Consider the following 21,908-nt stretch of genomic DNA (forward strand, 5'->3'; position numbering starts at 1 on the left):
CGTCTGCTCTTGTGACACTATCCTGTATTCGCGCTTTTCGGCAGACGTTCAGCGCCTTTCTTTGATCGTATAGATATATACTATGATTGGCATAATCCCGCGCATCTCCCGCTCTCAGTGTTGCTCGTTGCCGCGGCAGAGGAGTTTGGGAGGGGCACGGATCGAAATCGGCGGCCGACGCGTTGAACCCGGCTCGTCGCATTATGGGGCGAATTGACCCCACGCAAAGCGTCCGCCTGGTGAAAGCGGATTTCGGTCTCGACGGAGCAGAGAGCATGGACGCAACGCCGCCGCTCAAACTGTCGCGGATTTCCGCAATCGCCGCGATATTCTGTTGTCTGGCCGCGCCGGCGCTCGGGCAGGCGTCCGAGGCGGGGAAAGCACGCTATACGCTCATGCCGATGAGCGGTGGCTTCGTCAGGCTGGACACGCTGACCGGCGTGGTCTCTCACTGCGAGGACAAAGGCTCCGGCTGGGCGTGCTATGCATTGCCGGAAGAGCATGCCGCGCTGGACAAGGAAATCGGCCGATTGCAGGCGGAGAACGAAGCCCTGAAGGCGCAACTCGCTGCACGTGAGTCGGCCGGCAAGACCGGGAAGGTTGTGTCCGGGCAGGAGGCGACGGGGTCCGGCGGGTCGGGGTCGGCCACACCAAAAGCTGACGAACCGAAATCCGCCGAGGCCGACCGCAACAGCATCGAAGTCCCTCTGCCGAGCGATCGCGATGTCGGCCGCTTGATGTCATTCGTCGAGCGCGCCTGGCGGCGGCTGATGGAGTTGGCAAGCCGCATCGAGCACGATCCGTCTGGAAGGATCTGATGCTCCGATTGCATCAGGGCATTTATAGCATTTTCGAGCGAAGTGTCCGGTTCGCGCGAAAAAAACCCGTCAAAACAACAAATTAAAGCTGCACAGCGGTTCGCGGCCCGGCGCTTTCGCTTCTGATTGAATCAGAAGCGAGGATCAATGAGCTGGTCCAACGCTTTTTCTCTTCGCGCCAGAAGATCATCCGCTTCGCTCGAGAACGCTACCGCGCGATCGTCACGAGTTGCGCGCCATGCCGCTCGTCCCGCGTACCCAACTCTCGACATGCGATGTTTACGAAACTGCACGAATCAGATTATACACGTATAAGTTGTGGTAACGCGCTTCTTGCTAGAGCGGGATGAGGGACAAGTGCGCGGCGGTACTCACTCGCATCCCACCCTAGACCGTTGGAATCGATCGTTCATGATCCTGGATCGATCCGATCCAACTAGCATCGTGATCAGTAGCGTTTTCGAGCGAAGTGGAATCCGGTTCGCGTGAAGAAAACGCGTCAAAACTAAAGACTCTTTAGTGAGGAAGCGGATGGGAAAACTTCTGTCCTTTGTTTCGGATGTCTCGATTTTCATCCTCGACGATGATCCCTCGGTCCGTGAAACGCTGGTCCTCCTCTTGAAGATCGAGGGTTATGCGGCGCAAGGCTTCGGCGACGGTTCATCGTTCCTTGAAGCGGTTCGCAACGCGTCTCCTGCCTGTGTGATTCTCGACCTCAATCTTCCCGGAGAATCTGGATTTGATGTCCTGCGCAGGCTCGCCGACGAACGGGTGGCCGCGCCGATCCTCGTGATCTCGGGCGCCGCCGACATTTCAATGGCCGTCGCGGCTATGAAGTACGGCGCGCTCGATTTCCTGGAGAAGCCGTTTTCCTCCGATGTCATCATTGAACGGGTGCGTGCCGCGGTGAAGGTATGGAGAGAAGCCCGAGGGAGCGAGAGGGACGGCTTCGCCAACTTTCCCGGCCGCCATCTGCTGACCTGCCGTGAGCGCGAGGTTCTGTCTCAAGTCGCCAGGGGCGCCTCGAACAAGGAGGCAGGGAGAAGACTTGGCATCAGCCCGCGTACCGTCGAGGTGCACCGCGCGCGAATCATGGACAAGCTCGGGGCCAAGAATACGGCCGATCTGATTCGGATCGTGTTCTCCGAGGGGAGCGCATGGCGGGGGCTTTCCGCTTCATAGAGATTCCTCCCGCTTCTGATGGAATCAGAAGCGAGGCCCTTCGTTCGGCTTCTCGCGGTTTCATCAAGCGATGGGCCGCCGAGCAGACGGACAGGGACCCGCGCAAAGATAACGCATCGCGAACCCGATGCGGACGTGTTTCCGCCGAAAGCGAAAGCGTTCCGCCGGGCCGTTACTCGGCCGCCATGGATTTCGCCTGTAGCGGCAGACCGAGACGTTCCCACACTTGAAGCAGCGCTTCGGCCAATTGATCGACCAACGCGTCGTCATGGTACGGCGAAGGCGTGATCCGCAGCCGCTCCATTCCCTTGGCGACGGTCGGATAGTTGATCGGCTGGATATAGATGTTGTGGTCGTGCAGCAGCATGTCGGAGGCCCGCTTGCAGCGCTCGGGATCACCGACGAAAACCGGAACGATGTGTGTTGAACTCACCATCACCGGCAGGCCGGCCGCGATCAGGCTGGCCTTGGTGCGCGCCGCCCGCTCCTGATGGCGTTCGCGTTCCCAGGTCGATGATTTGAGATGCCGGATCGCTGCGGTCGCCGCGGAGCAGATCGCGGGCGGCAACGAGGTGGTGAAGATGAAGCCCGGCGCATAGGAACGCACGGCGTCGATGATCTCGGACCTGGCGGCGATGTAGCCGCCGAGGCAGCCGAAGGCCTTGGCGAGTGTGCCTTCGAGAACGTCGATGCGGTGCATGACGCCTTCGCGCTCCGCGATGCCGCCGCCGCGCGGTCCATACATGCCGACGGCGTGCACCTCGTCGACATAGGTCATGGCGCCGTAGCGCTCGGCGAGGTCGCAGATCTTCGAAAGCGGTGCGACATCGCCATCCATCGAATAGAGGCTTTCGCAGGCGATCAGCTTCGGGCGATCAGGGGGGGCGGCGCGAAGCAGTTCCTCGAGATGGGCCAGATCGTTGTGACGGAAAACCACGCGTTCGCAACCGGACTGGCGGATGCCTTCGATCATCGAATTGTGGTTGAGCGCGTCGGAGAGGATGAGGCAGTCCGGTATCAGCTTGGCGAGAGTGGAAATTCCGGTCTGATTGGAGACATAGCCGGATGTGAACACCAGCGCTGCCGGCTTGCCATGCAGATCGGCCAGTTCCTGCTCGAGCTGGACCAGCGGATGATGGGTTCCGGCGATGTTGCGGGTGCCGCCGGCGCCGGTGCCGACCCTGGTCGCGGTCTCGACCATGGCCCCGACCACCTTCGGATGCTGACCCATGCCGAGATAGTCGTTGGAACACCAGATGATGACGTTGCGCGGCCCCTGGGGCGTGTGCAGGGTGGCGTAGGGGAACCGTCCGGCGATGCGCTCGAGATCCGCGAAAACACGGTAGCGCCGCTCGTCATGAAGGCGATCGAGCGCGTTACAGAAGAACTTGCTATAATCCATGACAACATCCGGATAAAAGCCCGGGACGCCGGACCGATCATAGCCTTTTTAGAGCCTTTCCAGCGGGGCTGTCGAGCCGGAATCCGCAAAAGCGCCAACTTGAGGGTTAAAAATCGCCGTTAATTTGCTCTGGCGCAAATGATGTCGCAAATGAGGTCCATGGGTCGGGCGACCCTGTTGACCGGCTTCCGCTCTTACGAAGTCGCTGCGGGCGAATAGCGCGCGCCGCTCGAAGCCGGCAGTCGCCCCGATCAGCTCGGCGACGCCGCGGGCATCTTCACCCCATCCAGCGGCGAACTCATGCCGAGGCGGTCGAGCAATGCCGCGTCGCGCAAGGTCGCCGGATTTTTGGTGGTAAGCAAAACGTCGCCGATGAAAATGGAGTTGGCGCCGGCCACGAAGCACAGCGCTTGCAGTTCATCGGTCATGTACTGCCGCCCCGCCGACAGCCGCACCACGCTTTTCGGCATCATGATTCGCGCGACCGCGATCATGCGGACCAGCGCGATCGGATCCGGCCGGTCCGCTGTGTCGTTGACGGGTACTCCCCGGACCTCGTTCCACAGGTTGATGGGAACGCTTTCGGGATGCTCATCCAGATTGGCCAGCAATATCAACATACCGAGGCGGTCGCCGACCTGCTCGCCCATGCCGATGATGCCGCCGCAGCAGAGCTTCAGCCCGGCCTCGCGCGCGCAAGCGAGCGTCTCGATGCGATCCTGCATGGTGCGGGTGGTGATGATCTTGTCGTAGAATTCCGGGGACGTATCGACGTTATGGTTATAGAAATCGAGTCCGGCTTCCTGCAGCCGCCGGGCCTGCTCGGGCGTGAGCATTCCCAGCGTGGCGCAGGTCTCCATGCCGAGCGCCTTGACGGCGCTGATCATGTCGCAGACCCGGTCGAGATCCCTGTCTTTCGGATGGCGCCAGGCGGCCGCCATGCAGAATCGGCCAGCGCCGGCGTCCTTTGCCCGCCGGGCGGTTTCAAGGACCGCGTCCTTGTCCATCAGCTTCGTGGCCTTCACCCCGGCGTCGTAATGCGCGCTTTGCGCACAATATCCGCAATCTTCCGGGCAGCCGCCGGTCTTGATGCTGAGCAGGCTCGCGGTTTCGACGTGATTGGGATCGAAATGGCGGCGATGAATGGTCTGCGCCTGAAAAAGCAGATCCGGAAAGGGCGTAGTATAGAGTGTCTCGGCCTCAACGCGCGTCCAGTCATGCCGGGGCCGCGCCATCAGGTCGTGGCTGCTGTCGAACGAAACCGGGTCTGACTTCATGGCGCGTGTCCTGTTTGCCCTCGTCATGCGGGATCGGTGTTTGAACCGGCCTGCCGCCTGACACAGATACCATGCGCGCGGCGAATCCCGAATGACGCCAAGGGCTATCGCTTTAAGGCTATAGCGTTTTCCGAGCGAAGCACGTCTTCCAGAGCACGTTGGCCTCTGATTCAGACGCGGAAAGGCTCCAGAAAGAAAAAAGCCGGCATCGAAATGCCGGCCTTTCTCGTACCTGGAACCGTAAGGTTCGTAAGGATCAGTATCCCGGAGCGTACGGAGCAGCCGGGGCGCCGAAGTTGAAGCGATAGTTCAGGCCGACCTTCACGGTGTGCTGGTCGTTGCGGAAGTTGCCGATACCGCCCAACGGACCGAAGAAGTTCACGTTGCCGAGATCGTAGTACTGGTACTCGACCTTGCCCGACCAGTTCTGGGTGAACAGGTATTCCAGACCGCCGCCGACGGTGTAGCCGTCGCGGCCGCCGTTGCCGGCAAAGCCGTTGGTGAAGCGCGAGTCAGCCCAGCCGTAGCCGCCCTTGACGTAGAGCAGCGCCGGACCCCAGGTGTAGCCGAGGCGGGCGGTCACCGAGCCGAGGCCACGGTTGGCGAAGAAGGAGCCGGTGTCGAGGAAGCTGTAGTTGGCTTCGATACCGAAGACCCAGTTCGGCGAGAACTGCGTGTCGTAGCCGACCTGACCACCGCCCATGAACGCGCCGTCGTTATTGTTGAAGAAGCCGGGGGCCAAAACATTGCCCGGACCACCGAACGCGCCACCGATGTGACCACCGAGGTAGAAGCCGGTCCAGTTGTAGATCGGCGCGGGAACATAGGGCGGAGCCTTGGTGTAGGGGCGCGGCGCGAGATCAGCGGCCTGTGCCGGCACGATGGCGGCCATTCCGAGGAAGGCTACAGAAGCAAGCAGAATCTTTTTCATTTCGTTCTCCAGGAATTCGAGTTCCGAGCAGCCGTTCGTCGGCCCCGTCATCAAGACCCTAAATCGATTTGCCGAAAAAAGCTGTCACTGAGAGGCCACACTCCAAAACGATCGAAGTCCTTTAGCCGGGTCGCGGGTGGAAGCCGCGCGCGTTTGCTTAATGCCTCGCTAATAAAAGCCGAATGAAGCCTTAATTCCCGCGCCTTCACGCCAAAATCGGGCGCACAGCCGCAGCTTGCGGACGCTCCCGGCGCGAATCAGGACCGTGACCCCGCGAATCAGCCTTTCCGCTTCGCGTTGCCGACGATTGCCTGTGCGCTCTATCTAAGGAAAAATGGTGCTGCCGGACAGGATTGAACTGTCGACCTCTCCATTACCAATGGAGTGCTCTACCACTGAGCTACGGCAGCAAGCCGCCACGCGGGGTAATCGTCCCTGCTACAGGGGTCTCCGCGCGGCGGCCGATCCTTGCCACAAGGCTTGAAGGCGCGCAAGTTGAGGCGGCGTCAGGAGCGCTGCGTCAACGCGAATCGGTGCGCAGGCTGGCGATTCGCTTGTCAACGCGGACGGATCGCGCCGGGAAGGGTTGTTGCGGCAGCCGCGCCCGGCATGTCTATTAAGATCAATTCGCCGGCTCCCGCAGATTATAAAGGGCGCATCCGGACGTTCGGGCAGAAGATGAAGATAATGACCGAAAAGCGCGATACCGACCGCGACGCGGAGAACGGAGGACGTCGGATGCGGCTGCGGGCGGCGCTGCGCGAAAATCTCAAGCGGCGGAAATCGCAATCCCGCGGACGAGGCGATCAGGCGGCTTCCGCGCCAGACCCCGACCCGGAGCACCGGGACGAATGACGCTGAAGCCATTCTCTCTATCGGTGCGACAGGTCCGGACGGAAGGCGGCTTGCGTGCTTCCTCCCGGCGGGTTTTAAGCTTCTTCCCACGGCCTGATCGTGATCCTGTCGGGCGCGGGGCGCGGCTATAGCGTTTTCGAGCGAAGCATGTCCTCGGCTTGAGCCCAAGGAACGTGTCAGAACATAGAGATAGAGTCTTTAACCGGTTCCATGGGGCGGTGGCGGGTTCTGGTCCTAAGGACTTCAACGGAAAACGGGAATCGGCATGGATCGCATTCGCATCGTCGGCGGCAACAGGCTCAACGGCACCATTCCGATTTCCGGGGCAAAGAACGCGGCGCTGCCCTTGATGATCGCCGCGCTCCTGACCGAGGAAACGCTGATTCTCGACAACGTGCCGCGACTTGCGGACGTTGCGCAGTTGCAGCGCATTCTCGGCAACCACGGCGTCGACATCATGTCGGCGGGCAAGCGTCCGGGTGATCATGAATATCAGGGACAGACCCTGCATATCTCGGCCGCCAGCGTTATCGACACCACCGCGCCATACGAACTGGTCTCGAAGATGCGGGCCAGCTTCTGGGTGATCGCGCCGCTTCTGGCGCGGATGCATGAGGCGAGGGTATCGCTGCCCGGCGGCTGCGCCATCGGCACCCGTCCCGTCGATCTTCTGATCCTGGCGCTGGAAAAGCTGGGCGCCAGAATCGCGATCGACGGCGGTTATGTGATCGCCAGCGCGCCCGCTGGCCTGAGGGGCGCCGAGGTGGCGTTTCCCAAGGTGACCGTGAGCGGCACCCATGTCGCGCTGATGGCGGCGACGCTGGCCAGCGGCACCACCGTCATCACCAACGCGGCCTGCGAGCCGGAGATCGTCGATGTCGCCGATTGTCTCAATAAAATGGGCGCGCGGGTCTCCGGGGCCGGCACGCCGCGGATCGTCATCGAGGGGGTCGGTAGGCTCGGCGGCGCACGTCATACCGTGCTGCCCGACCGGATCGAAACCGGCACTTATGCGATGGCGGTGGCGATGACCGGCGGCGAGGTGCTGCTGCGCGGGGCGCGGCCGGAACTGTTGCAGGCGGCGCTCGACGTGCTGACCGAGGCGGGAGCCGAGATTACGCCGAACAATGAGGGGATTCGCGTCGCGCGTAACGGCGCCGGCATCAATCCGGTAACGGTCTCCACCGCGCCGTTTCCCGGATTCCCGACCGATCTTCAGGCCCAGCTCATGGCGTTGATGACGCGCGCCAGGGGAACGTCCCATATCACCGAGACGATTTTCGAGAACCGCTTCATGCACGTGCAGGAACTGGCGCGGTTAGGCGCGCGCATTCATCTGGACGGCGAAACCGCCACCATCGAAGGCATTGAAACGCTGCGCGGCGCGCCGGTGATGGCGACGGACCTGCGCGCCTCGGTGTCGCTGGTGATCGCCGGACTCGCCGGTGAGGGGGAGACCATGGTCAACCGCGTCTACCATCTCGACCGTGGTTTCGAGCAGCTTGAGAAAAAACTGTCGGCGTGCGGCGCCTCGATCGAACGGATCAGGGCCTGATCCCGACCCGAAGGGCCCGTCAGCGAACAGTGATCTGATTCTCATGGTGCCGGCCGGGTTCGCCGCGCCGGATCGGGGTTGGTGCGAACCAATGGCGTTTTCGAGCGAAATGATCTCGAAGGGTTGACGGCGATTTGAGGTCGCGCCATTGAGCCGGTGTCCCTGTGACCCGTGATATTGTTCCACATCCGCCGGAAGCATCCCAGCCCATGCCGATCCGCATCGATAGCCGCAACGCCGATTTCGTCCCGCGCTTCAAGGCGTTTCTTGCGACCAAGCGCGAGGTCTCGGCCGATATCGAGGCGGCCACGCGCGCTATCGTCGACGACGTGGCGGCGCGGGGCGATGCGGCGCTGATCGAGGCCACGTGCAAGTTCGACCGGCTGTCCGTCGACGCCGCGGGTCTCCGCTTCACCGCAGCCGAGATCGACGCCGCCGTGGCGGCTTGCGACGCCGCGACGCTGGACGCGCTGAAGCTGGCGCGCGACCGGATCGAGACCTTTCATCGCCGCCAGTTGCCAAAGGACGACCGTTTCATCGACGCGCTCGGCGTCGAACTCGGCTCGCGCTGGACCGCGATCGAGGCGGTCGGACTTTACGTGCCGGGCGGCTCCGCGGCCTATCCTTCCTCGGTGCTGATGAATGCGGTGCCGGCTATGGTCGCCGGGGTCGCGCGCGTCGTCATGGTGGTGCCCTCGCCGGCGGGCAGGATCAATCCGCTGGTGCTGGCGGCGGCGCGGCTCGGCGGCGTCTCCGAAATCTATCGCGTGGGCGGCGCGCAGGCGGTCGCCGCACTCGCCTACGGCACCGCGACCATCGCGCCGGTGGCCAAGATTGTCGGACCCGGCAACGCCTATGTCGCCGCCGCCAAGCGGCAGGTGTTCGGCAAGGTCGGCATCGACATGATCGCCGGTCCCTCGGAGGTGCTTGTCATCGCCGACCAAACCGGCAACGCCGGCTGGATCGCCGCCGATCTGCTCGCGCAGGCGGAGCATGACGCCAACGCGCAATCGATCCTGATCACCGACAGCGAGGCGCTCGCCGCCGATGTCGAGCGCGCCGTGGAGACGCAACTCGCAACGTTGCCGCGGGCCGGGATCGCGCGCGCCTCCTGGAACGACTTTGGCGCCGTCATTCTGGTGACGGATCTCGATGAAGCGGTGGTGCTGGCGGATTCGATCGCCGCGGAACATCTGGAGATCATGACCGCCGATCCCGAAGGCCTCGCAGCGCGGATCCGTAATGCCGGCGCGATCTTTCTCGGGCCGCATACGCCGGAAGCCATCGGCGATTATGTCGGCGGCTCCAATCACGTCCTGCCGACGGCACGCTCCGCGCGGTTTTCGTCGGGCCTTGGCGTGCTTGACTTCATGAAGCGAACGTCAATCCTCAAATGCGGGCCGGACCAGTTGCGGGCGCTGGGGCCGGCGGCGATGACCCTGGGCAAGGCCGAGGGCCTCGATGCCCATGCCCGTTCGGTCGGAGTGCGTCTCAACTAGAGCATTTTCCGGCGAAGTGGATGACCTGTTCGCCGCAAGAAAATGCGATCAGACAACCATTTCTAGAGCATGGTCCGATTCAACTTGATCGGATCATGCTCTAGAGCTTTTGCTTCTGATAGAAGTCAGAAGCAAAGCTCCAGATTGTTGTTTTGACGCGTTTTCTTCACGCGAATTGGTGCCCATTCTCGGGTCAAGCCCGAGGACATGCTTCGCTCGAAAACGCTATAGTGAAGGCAATCGCATTCGCTTCTCGCCGCGCCGAAATGGGATGCGAATGTTGGAACTGGACCGGTAGGCCATGAGCAAGGAGACCCCATCCGAGGATGATTCTCGCCATCGAATCGTGGCGGTCACGCTCGATGAGGATTCGATCGGGCGCTCCGGACCTGATATCGAGCACGAGCGGGCGATCGCGATCTATGATCTCGTCGAAAAGAACCTGTTCGCACCGGAGGGTGCGGAAGGCGGCCCGTTCACCCTGCATATCGCGATCACCGGCAACCGCCTGATGTTCGACATCCGGCGCGAGGACGGCGCTCCCGTGGTGACACATCTGTTGTCGTTGACTCCGTTCCGGCGGATCGTGAAAGACTACTTCATGATCTGCGACAGCTACTATCAGGCGATCCGGACCGCGACGCCAGACAAGATCGAGGCCATCGACATGGGCCGGCGCGGCATCCACGACGAAGGTTCGCGCACGCTGCAGGAGCGGCTGAACGGCAAGGTCCACGTTGATTTCGAGACCGCGCGGCGGCTGTTCACCTTGATCTCCGTTCTGCACTGGAAGGGTAACGCATGATCCGAAAGGCGGAACATCTGTTGCTGTCGCGATGCATGCGGAATGGCCGCGCGGAGGGCCCGCGCGAAACGAAAGCGGCTTGAGCCCATGGCCGCGCCTGCGCGCGTGCACAGTCCCCAGTCGGTGCTGTTCGCCTGCGCGCACAACAGCGTGCGCTCGCCGATGGCGGCGAGCCTGCTCCAGCAGATGTTTCCGCGAACCCTCTATGTACGATCCGCCGGTGTTCGAACCGGTGAGCTTGATCCGTTCGCCGTTGCGGTGATGGCCGAACTCGGCCAGGACATCTCGAAGCACCGGCCGATGACGTTCGAAGAGATCGAGGACTGGGAAGGTCTCAACTTCGATCTCATCATCACGCTGTCGCCGGAAGCTCATCACAAGGCGCTGGAACTGACGCGGACGATCGCAGCCGATGTCGAATATTGGCCGACCCCGGATCCCACCATTATCGAGGGCAACCGCGAGCAGCGCCTGCAGGCCTATCGCGACGTCTGCGACGGACTGCTCTCACGCATCCGCAAGCGCTTTGCTCGGGGTGGGGGATTCAAGGCATGAATTTACGATAACGGAAGCGGGGAGCGAAGAGCCGCCGTGGTTCATCAGCTTGATGGGATTTATCTTCTCTCGGCAAACACAACCTCGATCCCCGGAGCTTCCGGATTTCTGAAGGTGGAGGATGATAAATGAGGCATGACATGATCAGGGGCATCGTCGCAAAATTCGTATAACGAAATGATATTCAATCGATATTCGTCAGTGTGAAAAATCTCCGAGCCAACGAGAAGGCCAACAGCCTATTTCCTGTTGAAAATGTCGTGAGCAACGTCGGTCGCTAGGACAAAGATACACACATTTTAGCAGCAGTCACTTCACTACTAATCATACCTCGCTTTATACCACTAAGCTAGGATCAGCTGCGCGGATGCCGCTCAGGAAGGTCTTGAGCGCGGGACTTGCATTGTCTGGCTTCCAGCAAGCGACGTAGCCAAGGGGCGTCGCGCCGCCTCCGTCATGGACCGGGCAGAATACGACGCCGAGGTTGGTGAGGCCGACTGCGGATTCGCATTACAGCGCGACGCCCCGGCCCTACGTGATGACAGTTCTGGTCCGCAACAATACGTACCCGAGTGTCCTCGCACGGCTAGCCTTCGCGTGCCGGGCCATCTACTCCGTCTCGTCGAGAGCTCGACGCGCAGTGACAACAAAATCCTCAATCCAGTCAGTAAATAAGGTTTCACTTGCCGCGCAAAAAAGTTCTCGTCCCTACTAAGCCTGCGGCAGGCTAGCGAAAGTGGGACTTGCGGAGACCCGCCTCCAGCGGCACTCTTACTCCCAAAACTGGATCTGCGTGCCATGGGGTCGGGGCAAAAACTAAAGACAAAGATTCTTCGTCGAACCAAGTCATCCGGCGAATACGCGGTTTATCGTGCGGCGCTGGAATGGGGCCTTACTGACCCTATCGTGATTAAGAGCCGGGATGATTTCAATCCGAATTCCGCTGGAAAGACCGGCTGGAGCCCTTTCACCATCAGGTCCAGAACCTCATCACCTTCTGCCGCCGTTTGCCGGTGACCCTGCTTGCTGACGATGTCGGCCTCGGCAAAACCATTTCTGCAGGACTCGTCGCAAGCGAATTGATTGCGCGCAATCGCGTTGCCAAGATTCTCATTGTCGCGCCCAAGCTGCTTGGGCCCCAATGGAAGGACGAATTAGAGGCAAAATTTGATATTCCGGGCGAGGTCGTCACCGGAAGCAAACTCGCTTCGGCCGAGCCAGACGAGGTCGGCGCCGTAATTACGACCTATCATTCGGCCCGCGCTCATCTCGACAAGATACCCGATGATCGCTTCGATATGTTAGTTCTAGATGAAGCGCATAAGCTCCGTAATCTCTACGGTGTTGATCCCACCCCGCAGGTCGCCAAGGTTTTCCATCGCACTTTGCAACAGCGCCGCTTTCGCTACGTGCTGATGCTGACGGCAACACCTATTCAGAACCGGCTGTGGGACCTCTATTCCCTAGTTGATCTGCTCACCGTCGCTCGAGGCCACGAAAATCCCTTCGGAAGCGAAGGCATGTTCGCACGCCGCTTTATCGCAGATAAGCGCGAGACCGCACGCATCCTAAAACCCGACGCACGAGAGGATTTTCGCAAGATTGTCTATGGTTACATGTCACGCGTCCGGCGCGGCGATGCCAACCTAGATTTTCCCGAACGCAAGATCCAACTGCATAAAGTGGCACCCTCATCGGAGGAGCTCGCCCTTATCAAGGCTATTGCCAAACCGATTCAGAAACTGAACCGCCTTGCGCAGATAAGCATCCTGCAGGCGTTGACCAGCAGCCCGCACGCTCTCATGGTGCAATTGCAAACCATGGCGCGGAACGGGACGGTGCCGATGGAGTTGGCCGCAACTGTGCAAGCCATCGTCACGCCCATGCGAACAAGCGCGAAGCTGGAAGGCCTCCGACAACTCGTCTCCATGCTGCAGCAGCAAAATCCCACCAGCTGGCGTATGGTGGTGTTTACAGGACGACGCGAGACTCAGACCACTATCCAGGCTTTCCTTGAAGAGCTTGGCTTGAAAGTTGGCATCATTAACGGCTCGTCCGGGCAGCGTAACCAAGATACGATCGCGCGCTTTCGCGGTAACCCTCCAGAGATAAGGGCTATTGTATCAACCGAAGCCGGATCGGAGGGCGTCAATCTCCAGATTGCCAACGTCCTTATCAATTTTGACTTACCGTGGAATCCAATGATTGTCGAACAACGTATTGGCCGTGTTCAGCGCCTGGGTTCCCAGCACAAAAACGTCGTCATTTACAATGTCATGCTTGCCGGCACGTTTGAGGAATACATCGTCGGTCGCCTCATGACCAAACTGCAAATGGCGACCGACGCGATCGGCGATATCGAATCTCTGCTTGAGGCATCAGGTGTCGGCGATGGCGAGGAAGGCACTGGGTTCGATGAGAAGATCCGTGAACTTGTCGTCGCAGCATCGATGCTGCCAAGAAGACCCTTGAAGAAGAAAACGCGAATATCGACACCACCCTTGGAGCTATGGATGGCTACGAATATGTCGGCCCACAAACGCCGACGCTCGAAAAGGCCCAACCCTCCCTGGAATTCGAACCATTCGTCCGCGCGGCCTTTGTCAACCTTGGCGGCACGATTACAGACGTAGCACCGGAGATCCTCCGTGTCACGATTAGGGGTTCGCCCGAATACGCGCGGTTGAGCGAAGACGTTGCAAACAATTATGCGAAGGCACCTCTTTATCGCCCTGGCAGTCCGGCATTCCTCCGTCTCGTTGATCGTGTATCGGGACCAGGATCGCGAACGGTGACGAGGAATCGCTCGCCTCTCAAATCCGGCCAGTAGACGATCGGCTTGTCTGCGAGCGGATGATCCTTCGGCAGCGCGATCACGAGATGCTCGGACCAAAGCCCGATGGTCTTGAACATCGCGCATTTGCCGGCGTCGCCGAGGACGATCGCGGCATCAAGAGCGCCGGATATCACGCCCGCCGCAATGTCTGCGAAAGGCAGTTCGACCAGTTCAATATCGATATCCGGATTTTGCTTTCGGAAGCAGCTCACCGCCGCGCGGAAGGCTCCCGCCGATAGCGATTTGTAGAACCCGACGACGACGTGCCCGAGCGTCCCCGCACGGCTGGCCTTCGCGTGCCGGGCCATATGCTCCGTCTCATCGAGAACCCGACGGGCATCGACGACAAAATCCTCACCGAGCAACGTCAGTCGCGCTCCGGCGGTAGAACGCTCGAACAAGCGCACGCCCAGTTCGTCCTCAACCTCCTTGATGCGCTTGCTGACGATCGGCTGCCTGGCGTTGAACTCGTTCGCAGCCGCGCTGAAGCTGCCGTTGCGGGCCGCGGCGACGATATAACGAAGGTGGCGCAGGTCCATCCTTCATTTCCTTGGCGACAATCAAGCCGCCGAGCAGGCGCACACGATTCAACCGCCTTGCCGTTAGCTTTCAACATCAGTTTGTCAGGGAGTTTATCGCAAGATTTCACAATCAGAAGTCTATAGTCGCCGACAACTTGAATATGCGCGGGGCTCCCAATGAGAAAATGCTACCGGATACTTGAGACCAATATTTCGTACCAAGTACGTTCTCGATACCTCCGCGAATGGTGAGCGGATTTCCGAGAGCCGTCGTCGTGTAGCGGGCACCGACGTCGAAGCGTGTCCAGCCCGGCATTCTCAGTGTGTTGTTCGTGCTGGCATATTGTGATCCGGTCGCGATCATTCTTCCTGTGAAGGTCAGACCATCCAGGAACGGTGTATCCCATTCTGCGCCAAGATTACCCTGCCATCTGGAAACGCCGGTGACAAATGTGCCATCAAGGGTTCCACCTTGTGTCGCGATCATTCTGGCGTCGCTATAGGTAACGCCGCCCAGCAGTCGGACGCCCTCGTAGGGCTCGCCGAAGAAGCTGATTTCAACGCCGCGATGGCGCTGTTTGCCGTCGATCGCCAGACGACCGGGGCCGCTTGACCCATCCGGAACAACTATGGTGTTTTGCTTCTCAAACTCGAACACGGCAGCCGTGGCGATGAACGTTCCAAAATCGTACTTTACGCCAACTTCCGTTTGCTTGGTTAAATAGGGATGCAATACCTCCCCTGCATTGCTGTAAACAGTGGGAACGACTGTTCCTTGCGTCAAACCCTCAATATAGCTCGCATTGTCCGTCGTCAGATAATTTGAGACTGATCAGACATTTCTAGAAGAGAGGCTCTGGTTCATCTGTGGTTAGAGTTTAAGCGGCCTGCAGCTGATGCTGCAAGCGACGGTTTGCGATGGTGTCGCGCTTGATGCGGTGTCGTTCGGCGAGGATTGTCTCAGCCCTGCCGAAGTAGACGTCGGCAGGTGTAACGTTGCCGATGCTCTCGTGGTAGCGGTCATGATTATAGTGTTCGACGAACGCGGCGACCTGACGTTTGAGGTCGTCCGGTAAATAGTAGTTCTCAAGCAGGATGCGGTTCTTCAACGTTTGATGCCAACGCTCGATCTTGCCCTGAGTCTGAGGATGATACGGCGCTCCGCGCACATGCTGCATGTCCTTGGCCCTGAGCCACGTGGCCAGATCATCCGCGACGTAACTCGAACCATTGTCGCTGAGAAGCCGGGGCCGCTGCCTGACGCTGACGTGATCCAGACCAGAGGCGGCCAGTGCCTGATCGAGCGTAGCCGTGACGTCGGAGGCACACATCGTGGGACCTAACCTCCAGGCGACGATGTAGCGCGAGAAGTCGTCGAGCACCGTCGATAGATAGTACCAGCCCCAGCCGGTGATCTTCAGGTAGGTGAAGTCGGTCTGCCAGAGCTGGTTGGCGGCGGTGGTCTTGTCCTTGAACTCGTTCGCCGCCTTGATCACTACATAGGCCGGACTGGTGATGAGGTCGTGCGCCTTCAGCAGCCGATAGACCGAAGCCTCCGAGACAAAGTACTTTCTCTCGTCGGTAAACCGCACGGCGAGCTCTCGCGGCGATAGTTCCGGAAGCTCCAATGCCAGGTCGATGATCTGGCCGCGGACGTCATCCGGGATACGATTCCAGACCCGATCCGGTCGAGAGCGGTGATCTGCCAGGGCCTCAATGCCGCCCGCGCGGTAGCGATCGTACCATCTATAAAACGTGGCGCGGGGGATGCCGAGCTTGTCCAGCGTGCGTTTGGCCGGCAAATGCGACTGCTCCACCAACGCGATGATCTCGGCTTTCTCGGACGCAGGATACCTCATGCCTCGTTCTCCCCATCCCCGTTCATGCTTTTTTTTAGCAGACGGTTCTCCAGGGTGAGATCGGCGACGACTTCCTTCAACGCCGAGGCTTCCCGACGAAGATCTTTCACCTCGCCAGAGGTTGCGGCACGTGCCGTGTCGCCCGCCAACCGGCGCTTGCCGGCTTCCAGGAACTCCTTGGACCAACCGTAATACATCGAGGCGGCGATGCCTTCGCGGCGGCAAAGCTCGGAGATGTTCTCCTCGCCGCGCAGTCCTTCCAGCACGATACGGATCTTCTCCTCCGCCGAATAATGCCGGCGCGTCTGCCGTCGGATGTCCTTCAGCACCTGTTCTGCCGGCGCTTTGCCTGGTCCGGATTTCTGTCTCATCTGCGCTCCAAATTGGCTGCGATGATCCAGAAATCCTCCCTTCCCGAAAACTCCTAAACTGTCTCAAGAGCCCTGACGGCGGACAGGCGGGAGAGACAAGCCCCTCGCGAATTTCGACGCGGCCTGACGGCGCGAGGTTGATGAGAACGCCGCCCTGCTCGCCATCTTCCGCTTCTTCGTACTGCCAAGCGGGGATGCGGTGCGCTTCGGTCACTTCCACCCACGCCGCCTTGCCTGCGTACTCAGTCGCGAGCTTCTCCACCGCCTGCCGCTGCAATTCAAGGAACTGATCGGCATCGTCGAAGTAGCTTTCCTCGTCATCGGCAAACAGGTCGGTCGTGATCGTCCCGGTGTACTGCTCCACCGGAAAGATTGCCATGGCCACGCTCGGACGCTCATCGAGAAGATGGTCGCGAATATCGGCGGCGCTGTAGGGGACGTACCCGCTCTCCAAGTCGCCCAGCACGCTGCGCTGCGCGTCCGCATCACCGAGCGTCAGCGCTTCGGCTTGCGCAAGGGTGATCGTTCCCGCCGCCAGCGCTTCCTTCGCTTCCCTGCACAGATCGTTCAGCGCCAGCCGCCGCCTGATGGTCGTGTGGGAAAGACCCGTCTTCGCGGCAAGATCATCAAGGCTTGCGCCCTTGCGAATGAGCGCGGCGAACGCCGCCGCCTCATCGAGCGGCGGCAAATTCTCTCGCTGCACGTTCTCGACGGTCGCAAGGCGCAGCGCATCGTCTTTGCTGAGCTTGCTGCGGATTTCGACGGTGACGCCGAAATCCTCCGCGATGTCGCCGCGCTCCTGCAACAGCTTCAAGGCGCGGTAACGCCGCTCGCCGCTGACGATGCGAAACTGCCTGCCCCGGCTCGGCCTGACGACAAGATTCTGCAAGAGGCCGTCCTGCCGGATGCTGGCGGCAAGCCCCTCGATGGTCGCGGGGTCGAACGCACTGCGCGGGTTGCCCTGCGGCGGCAGGATGGATTGCAAGGGGATGGTCTGAATAGACATGGTTGGTTCTCCTTCGTTTGATCGATGCACAATTGCACCGGCGAAGGGCGCGAAGCCGCGCCCTCCTGCGCTGCAATCGCGGCAAGTTCACGCGGCCTCTGCTGTCTGTGCGACGACAGGCTGCAATCCGGTGAGGAAGTCAGCGGCCCGCTGCGCGTGGCTCGCGGCGGTGAAGATCGCCCGCTTGTCGTCCTTCAGGACCTTGAGCCATCCGGCGATGTAGGGCGCGTGGTCGTCCCTGATCTGCGGGACAAGATCGAGATCGGCGCACAGGAACGCCGCGCCAAGCTCGGCAACAAGCTCCTCCATCGCGTAACCCTGATCGCCAAAGCGCTTGCGCCCGAGATCGCGGTCAAGACGCTTTTCATGCCGCGTCCAGTGCGTGCATTCATGCGCAAGCGTTGCGTAGTAAGCAGCCGCATCGCGGAAGCTCTCAAACGGCGGCATCTGGATGTAATCGAGCGAGGGCACGTAATGAGCGCTGTTCCCGCCATGACGGATGTCGGCGCGGGTCGCGGCAAAGAAGCCTTCCGCCCGCGCGATGCGCTGCTCCGCGTTCAGACGCGGCGCGGTGCTTGCCGTGTAGTGCGCGGGCAAATCGTCAATCTGCTCGACATTGAAGACGGTGTAGCCCTTGAGGAACGGAATCTCGCGCTCGTGCGCTTGCCCGCTGTCATCCTGCTCGGTGCGGGTGATCTTGCTGGCAAAAACGACAAGCGCTCCCTTCTCGCCCTTGCGTACATGCGCGCCAAGCTCAAGCGCCTGCCGGAAGGTCATCCAGATCGGGGCGCTATAACCGCGCTCCATCGCGGTCGCCCACAGCATCACGATATTGATGCCGCTGTACGGCTTGCCGCAGGACCGCAGCGGCCTGCTGATCGGCCCCGCCACATGCCCTGCATTCCAAGGCTTGTGCCAAGGCCTGACGCCCTTCTCCAGCTCGGCCACGATCTGATCCGTGATGCGAGTATAAACGTCTGATTTCATTGCTTCCTCCCTAGTCTAAAAAACGGTTGCGCATGCAACCGGACTAGGCCCGCGCCAATGAGCGGGGGGATCGCCGTCAAGACTGAAAATCAAAGGGTTGGGTGCGGGCCGGACCCCGGCGTTGAGCCGGGGGACTACACGGCCTTTGATTTTCACGCTTGCGCTCGGTCTTGACGGCGCGGGGGCCGCAGGCCCCCAAAAAACATCAAGACAAGTCAGAGCCGGAACGGCGCTGTCAGTGCGCTCTTGCGCGAGGGATCGAAGCCGGATGGCCGTGACCCGGCGGCTTGTCCGTCGTAGCTTCAGCGAAGGCGGAAGACGGGGCGCGGTTCACGAGAGCCCGGTCCTGCGCCGCTTGGGCGGCGCAGGGCGCGTAAAGGTCCCGCACCTGATTCTGCTTCTGCCGTTCCCGATGTACGAAGGGGCTGAAACAATGAAGGAAGAGCGGAACAGAAAAAGCAGGCATGAGCCACGCGGGAAATTCGTGACCGGCGAGGACTACAAGAAAACCTGGGGCACGCCGCTCGGACAGGATTGCATCGACCTGCATGAGACGCTGGCCCGCTGGCTCGGCGAGCGGCTGGTCTTCCTTGCCGACCATACGACAACAGTGACGCCGGATGCGGCGGAGCCGTGGCATGAAGCCTTGCGCAGGAATGGCGAAGCGCTCTTGCGGTATGCGGCGGAATGGCCCGAGGGGGAAGGAGAGGCAAAGCGGTCGCTCGAATGGGTAGCGAGGAATCTCGAAAGCCTCTGGGACTGATCGCGCTCTTTCTCGGTTTCAGACTTATCTTGCGCGAGGGATGGAAGCCGGGTGGCCGGGACACAGCGGCCGGGTTCACGATAGCCCGGTCTGCCGAGCCACTGGCGCAGGCAGGCGCGGCCCTTTCTTAATGTAGATGGCGGCACAATATCTTGTATGTCGTACATAACGTGGTACGTTATGCGGTAGTTATAGGCAAAGGGATGATATATTTCGAGATAAACGGAAAGAGAATAAAGCCCGGCGACTTCGGGGATGCTCTCATGCAGGCTGTCCTTAAGAGTCTCGAAGCGCAGATTAGGGAGAAGATCGGATCGATCCGCGACCCGGAAACCGGGGAGTTCCCGGTCGTTGTCATGCGAGGCGATAGCCTCGAAAACCTCAAAATGCATGTCGAGGGATCACCGGAATTGATCGCGCTCGTTCGCGAGCGAATGGGCGATGGCGAGGAAGAAGAAACACCAGACGAGAATGCAATGCCCGAAGGCGCGCCGCGCGTTTTCCTGTCCTACACGTCTGACGACGCCGCCCTCGCCGAGCGCATTGCCACGGCATTGCAGGCAAACGGCATCGACACGTGGTGGGACAAATGGTGCATCACGACTGGTGACAGCCTGCGCCAGAAAATCGACGAGGGGCTGGGCGATTGCACCCATTTCCTCGTCTTGCTCACCCCGCAATCCGTCGGCAAGCCCTGGGTCAATCAGGAAATGGATGCGGGCCTTGTGCGCAAGCTGGGCAACAAATGCCGCTTCCTGCCGGTGCGCCACAAGCTGCCGCCGAAGGACTTGCCGCCCCTGCTTTCAGGCATGCATGCGCCGGAGATCAGTGCCGATGAAGACATCACACAGCTGATCAATGACATTCACGGGATCAGCCGCAAGCCGAGACTGGGTCCGGCTCCTCATGCAGTGGCGGCGGAAGCGGTCACGCAAACCGGCTGCTCTGCGGCGGCAAATACGATCGCCCGCTACTTCGTAGAAAACACCACGTATGGCCGCTTCGCCGATCCGATCATCGATGTAGAACCGCTGGCGGAGAAAACCGGGCTGACAATTGCCGATACGAAAGATGCGCTTTACGAGCTATCCGCCTTCTTCAAGGACACGAAGATACATGCCCTCGTGAAGGCGTCGCTGTTCACGGAATTCGACCGGCACTGGAAGCCGTGGGACCCGCGTGAAGATGCCCTGAAACTGGCCGCCGATATCATGAATGATCCGAAGTTCCCGGCAGAGAGCAAAGCGATTGCGGAGCGCTACGGCTGGGAGCCGCGCAGGCTCAATCCGGCGGCGAACTATCTGTTTGAGCGCGGCCTGCTCGTTGACTACAAGGTCATCGGCGATCGCGAATTTGAGCTGCACCGCATCGTCGGCAAGGCGGATCAATTGCGCCGCTTCCTTAAAGGCAGGCAATAACGTGTCAGTACCTGGTCAACCAGCCCCAAACGGAAGTTCGCGCGCCCTACTCGCTCGATTCGCCCTTGAGTAACTTCTTCATCTGGTCGGCTGTGAGTCTCTGCTCGTATGGCTGGTGCATGGCATGCGCCGCAAGGCGTGCGGTTATCTCGTTGAAAATGGCTTCCTGGTGCGCGGGGTCTATTGGATCGTTGTCGCTCTTGATTCCGTACTTCGCGCACACGTCATTGACTATCCGGGCGATCTCCGCCTGCTGCGACTCATCATGATGGTACTGCGCCATTGAAATGAGCCGCTGACGCGCGCGTTCCAGCTCATAACCCTTGTCTGCCGCATCAAGCCACGCGAACGGTATGTTGACCGTATCGGCGATGGCATCGCTCCACGATGTCGGGTCAAGCGGATTCGAAACCAGTCCGCTCTTGCACTCCGCCGGCCCACCCGCTTCGGCGAGAACGATCTGCCAGCTTATCGCATTATAAAGCGTGAAATGGCCGATCACACGGCCTGCTGAATCGGACCGGACATAGATGAGATTGAAAAACATCCCGTAGACCCGGATCAAGTCATCGACCCCGGGGACAGGCCGGGAATCAATCGTCACACGCTTTTCGTTGAACTCCTTGCTCCCTGTCAGCACAAAGGTGCGCGCTTCCTTGAACGCATCAGACTTGACGGCGTCATTGCCCACGAGTGTTGCGAGAAGAACGAGACACGACTTCGCGACGGAGCGGATGGCATCCTCTTTGCCAAACGAAATGTGGTGATGAACCTCACCGGGCCGCCGTTCAACGACAACTCCCGTTCCTCCTTCCATTTGCTTGACGAGTTCGTCCTCGGACATTCTGAGCCGGGCCGCAATATGAGGCAGAAACCGTCGAAGCTCCTCGGGAGTCTTTACGGTTATCGCCACCTCGGCGGTGCCGTCGGGCCGCTCAGTCACGGTAAACGGCGGGGTGACCAGTTCAGGCTGGCCGTCGTTTCGGAACGTGACCTTTTCGGTTCCCGCCTGAACGTTGCGTAGCATCGGGGGCGGCTTGCCGGTGCCCGATTCTAGCTGGAGAAGATTGCGGATGATCTCGACTTGTTTGGCGAGTGCATCGTCGATCGTGCTCCCGAACCGATTGTTGCAATCCGAGCAGATGACGCGCCGCGTCGTCTTACGACCGCCAAGGGCATTGGGCAGAATGTGCTCGGGTTTGGTGTCGGGTCCCAGCGCGTTGTCGCAGAAAATGCACAAGAGAGGGTTATCCATGCTTTGATCCTGC

General features: G+C 60.4%; 18 protein-coding genes, 1 tRNA gene and 1 pseudogene. 10 read left to right on the top strand and 10 right to left on the bottom strand.

Going from position 1 to position 21,908, the window contains the following annotated elements; all coding sequences use genetic code 11:
* Window positions 1-203 precede the first annotated feature (203 nt).
* Together NWI_RS01255 and NWI_RS01260 are read left to right on the top strand one after the other, a co-directional pair.
* Complete coding sequence (locus NWI_RS01255; RefSeq protein ID WP_244374944.1) at window positions 204-818, top strand: hypothetical protein; 615 nt, start codon at window positions 204-206, stop codon at window positions 816-818.
* Window positions 819-1,349: 531 nt separating this feature from the next.
* Entirely contained in the window at window positions 1,350-2,000 is a 651-nt protein-coding gene (locus tag NWI_RS01260) for a response regulator transcription factor (RefSeq protein WP_011313575.1), read from the top strand.
* A gap of 172 nt (window positions 2,001-2,172) precedes the next feature.
* On the opposite strand, the gene hemA is transcribed toward NWI_RS01260, so the two are convergent.
* From hemA to NWI_RS01280, 4 genes are all read right to left on the bottom strand, one after another.
* Window positions 2,173-3,402, bottom strand: a complete 1,230-nt coding sequence (hemA, locus tag NWI_RS01265; protein WP_011313576.1) for a 5-aminolevulinate synthase — start codon at window positions 3,400-3,402, stop codon at window positions 2,173-2,175.
* Between the two features lie 251 nt (window positions 3,403-3,653).
* Window positions 3,654-4,679 carry a biotin synthase BioB gene (gene bioB, locus NWI_RS01270; RefSeq protein ID WP_011313577.1) on the bottom strand — a complete coding sequence of 342 codons (1,026 nt, stop codon included), beginning with the start codon at window positions 4,677-4,679 and terminating at the stop codon, window positions 3,654-3,656.
* A 256-nt stretch (window positions 4,680-4,935) separates the two neighbouring features.
* Window positions 4,936-5,610 carry an outer membrane protein gene (locus NWI_RS01275; RefSeq protein ID WP_041345277.1) on the bottom strand — a complete coding sequence of 225 codons (675 nt, stop codon included), beginning with the start codon at window positions 5,608-5,610 and terminating at the stop codon, window positions 4,936-4,938.
* 335 nt (window positions 5,611-5,945) lie between these two features.
* A tRNA-Thr gene (locus NWI_RS01280) sits at window positions 5,946-6,020 on the bottom strand.
* Between the two features lie 277 nt (window positions 6,021-6,297).
* Here NWI_RS01280 and NWI_RS17805 point away from each other — a divergent pair.
* The 6 genes from NWI_RS17805 to NWI_RS01310 all read left to right on the top strand — a co-directional run bounded on the left by NWI_RS17805 (window position 6,298) and on the right by NWI_RS01310 (window position 13,512).
* Window positions 6,298-6,465: a hypothetical protein gene (locus tag NWI_RS17805; protein WP_187148001.1), complete on the top strand. Its 168-nt coding sequence runs from the start codon at window positions 6,298-6,300 to the stop codon at window positions 6,463-6,465.
* A gap of 265 nt (window positions 6,466-6,730) precedes the next feature.
* Entirely contained in the window at window positions 6,731-8,020 is a 1,290-nt protein-coding gene (gene murA / locus NWI_RS01290) for a UDP-N-acetylglucosamine 1-carboxyvinyltransferase (RefSeq protein ID WP_011313580.1), read from the top strand.
* A 209-nt stretch (window positions 8,021-8,229) separates the two neighbouring features.
* Window positions 8,230-9,519, top strand: a complete 1,290-nt coding sequence (hisD, locus tag NWI_RS01295) for a histidinol dehydrogenase (RefSeq protein ID WP_041344641.1) — start codon at window positions 8,230-8,232, stop codon at window positions 9,517-9,519.
* A gap of 301 nt (window positions 9,520-9,820) precedes the next feature.
* Window positions 9,821-10,324, top strand: coding sequence for a UPF0262 family protein (locus tag NWI_RS01300; protein WP_011313582.1), 504 nt, complete (start codon window positions 9,821-9,823; stop codon window positions 10,322-10,324).
* A gap of 87 nt (window positions 10,325-10,411) precedes the next feature.
* Window positions 10,412-10,879: a low molecular weight phosphatase family protein gene (locus NWI_RS01305; RefSeq protein ID WP_041344642.1), complete on the top strand. Its 468-nt coding sequence runs from the start codon at window positions 10,412-10,414 to the stop codon at window positions 10,877-10,879.
* A 1,013-nt stretch (window positions 10,880-11,892) separates the two neighbouring features.
* Window positions 11,893-13,512, top strand: coding sequence for a DEAD/DEAH box helicase (locus NWI_RS01310; protein WP_244374945.1), 1,620 nt, complete (start codon window positions 11,893-11,895; stop codon window positions 13,510-13,512).
* A gap of 91 nt (window positions 13,513-13,603) precedes the next feature.
* Here the strand turns inward: NWI_RS01310 and NWI_RS16585 are convergent, their stop codons facing one another.
* The 5 genes and pseudogenes from NWI_RS16585 to NWI_RS01340 all read right to left on the bottom strand — a co-directional run bounded on the left by NWI_RS16585 (window position 13,604) and on the right by NWI_RS01340 (window position 18,459).
* Window positions 13,604-14,254: a LysR family transcriptional regulator gene (locus NWI_RS16585; RefSeq protein ID WP_011313585.1), complete on the bottom strand. Its 651-nt coding sequence runs from the start codon at window positions 14,252-14,254 to the stop codon at window positions 13,604-13,606.
* Window positions 14,255-14,366: 112 nt separating this feature from the next.
* A complete protein-coding gene (locus tag NWI_RS01320) occupies window positions 14,367-15,020 on the bottom strand; it encodes a TonB-dependent receptor domain-containing protein (RefSeq protein WP_187148002.1) in 654 nt (217 codons plus the stop codon).
* 94 nt (window positions 15,021-15,114) lie between these two features.
* Window positions 15,115-16,466 (bottom strand): IS3 family transposase gene (locus NWI_RS01325; protein WP_148203749.1). Its coding sequence is split into 2 segments (ribosomal slippage): window positions 15,115-16,133 and window positions 16,133-16,466, totalling 1,353 coding nucleotides; the frame shifts between segments, so codons are not numbered across the junction.
* A gap of 547 nt (window positions 16,467-17,013) precedes the next feature.
* Window positions 17,014-17,472 (bottom strand): annotated as a pseudogene (locus NWI_RS18525) (ParB/RepB/Spo0J family partition protein); the annotation flags it as partial.
* A gap of 87 nt (window positions 17,473-17,559) precedes the next feature.
* Window positions 17,560-18,459 carry an ArdC family protein gene (locus NWI_RS01340; RefSeq protein WP_011313588.1) on the bottom strand — a complete coding sequence of 300 codons (900 nt, stop codon included), beginning with the start codon at window positions 18,457-18,459 and terminating at the stop codon, window positions 17,560-17,562.
* A 268-nt stretch (window positions 18,460-18,727) separates the two neighbouring features.
* On the opposite strand from NWI_RS01340, the gene NWI_RS01345 reads away from it, so the two are divergent.
* Together NWI_RS01345 and NWI_RS01350 are read left to right on the top strand one after the other, a co-directional pair.
* Window positions 18,728-19,222, top strand: a complete 495-nt coding sequence (locus NWI_RS01345; protein ID WP_011313589.1) for a hypothetical protein — start codon at window positions 18,728-18,730, stop codon at window positions 19,220-19,222.
* Window positions 19,223-19,485: 263 nt separating this feature from the next.
* Window positions 19,486-20,640, top strand: coding sequence for a toll/interleukin-1 receptor domain-containing protein (locus NWI_RS01350; RefSeq protein ID WP_187148003.1), 1,155 nt, complete (start codon window positions 19,486-19,488; stop codon window positions 20,638-20,640).
* A 46-nt stretch (window positions 20,641-20,686) separates the two neighbouring features.
* Here NWI_RS01350 and NWI_RS01355 read toward each other — a convergent pair whose 3' ends face one another.
* A complete protein-coding gene (locus NWI_RS01355; RefSeq protein WP_011313591.1) occupies window positions 20,687-21,895 on the bottom strand; it encodes an HNH endonuclease in 1,209 nt (402 codons plus the stop codon).
* Between the last annotated feature and the right edge of the window lie 13 nt (window positions 21,896-21,908).

This window comes from Nitrobacter winogradskyi Nb-255, from assembly GCF_000012725.1.
GTDB classification, from domain to species: Bacteria; Pseudomonadota; Alphaproteobacteria; order Rhizobiales; family Xanthobacteraceae; genus Nitrobacter; species Nitrobacter winogradskyi.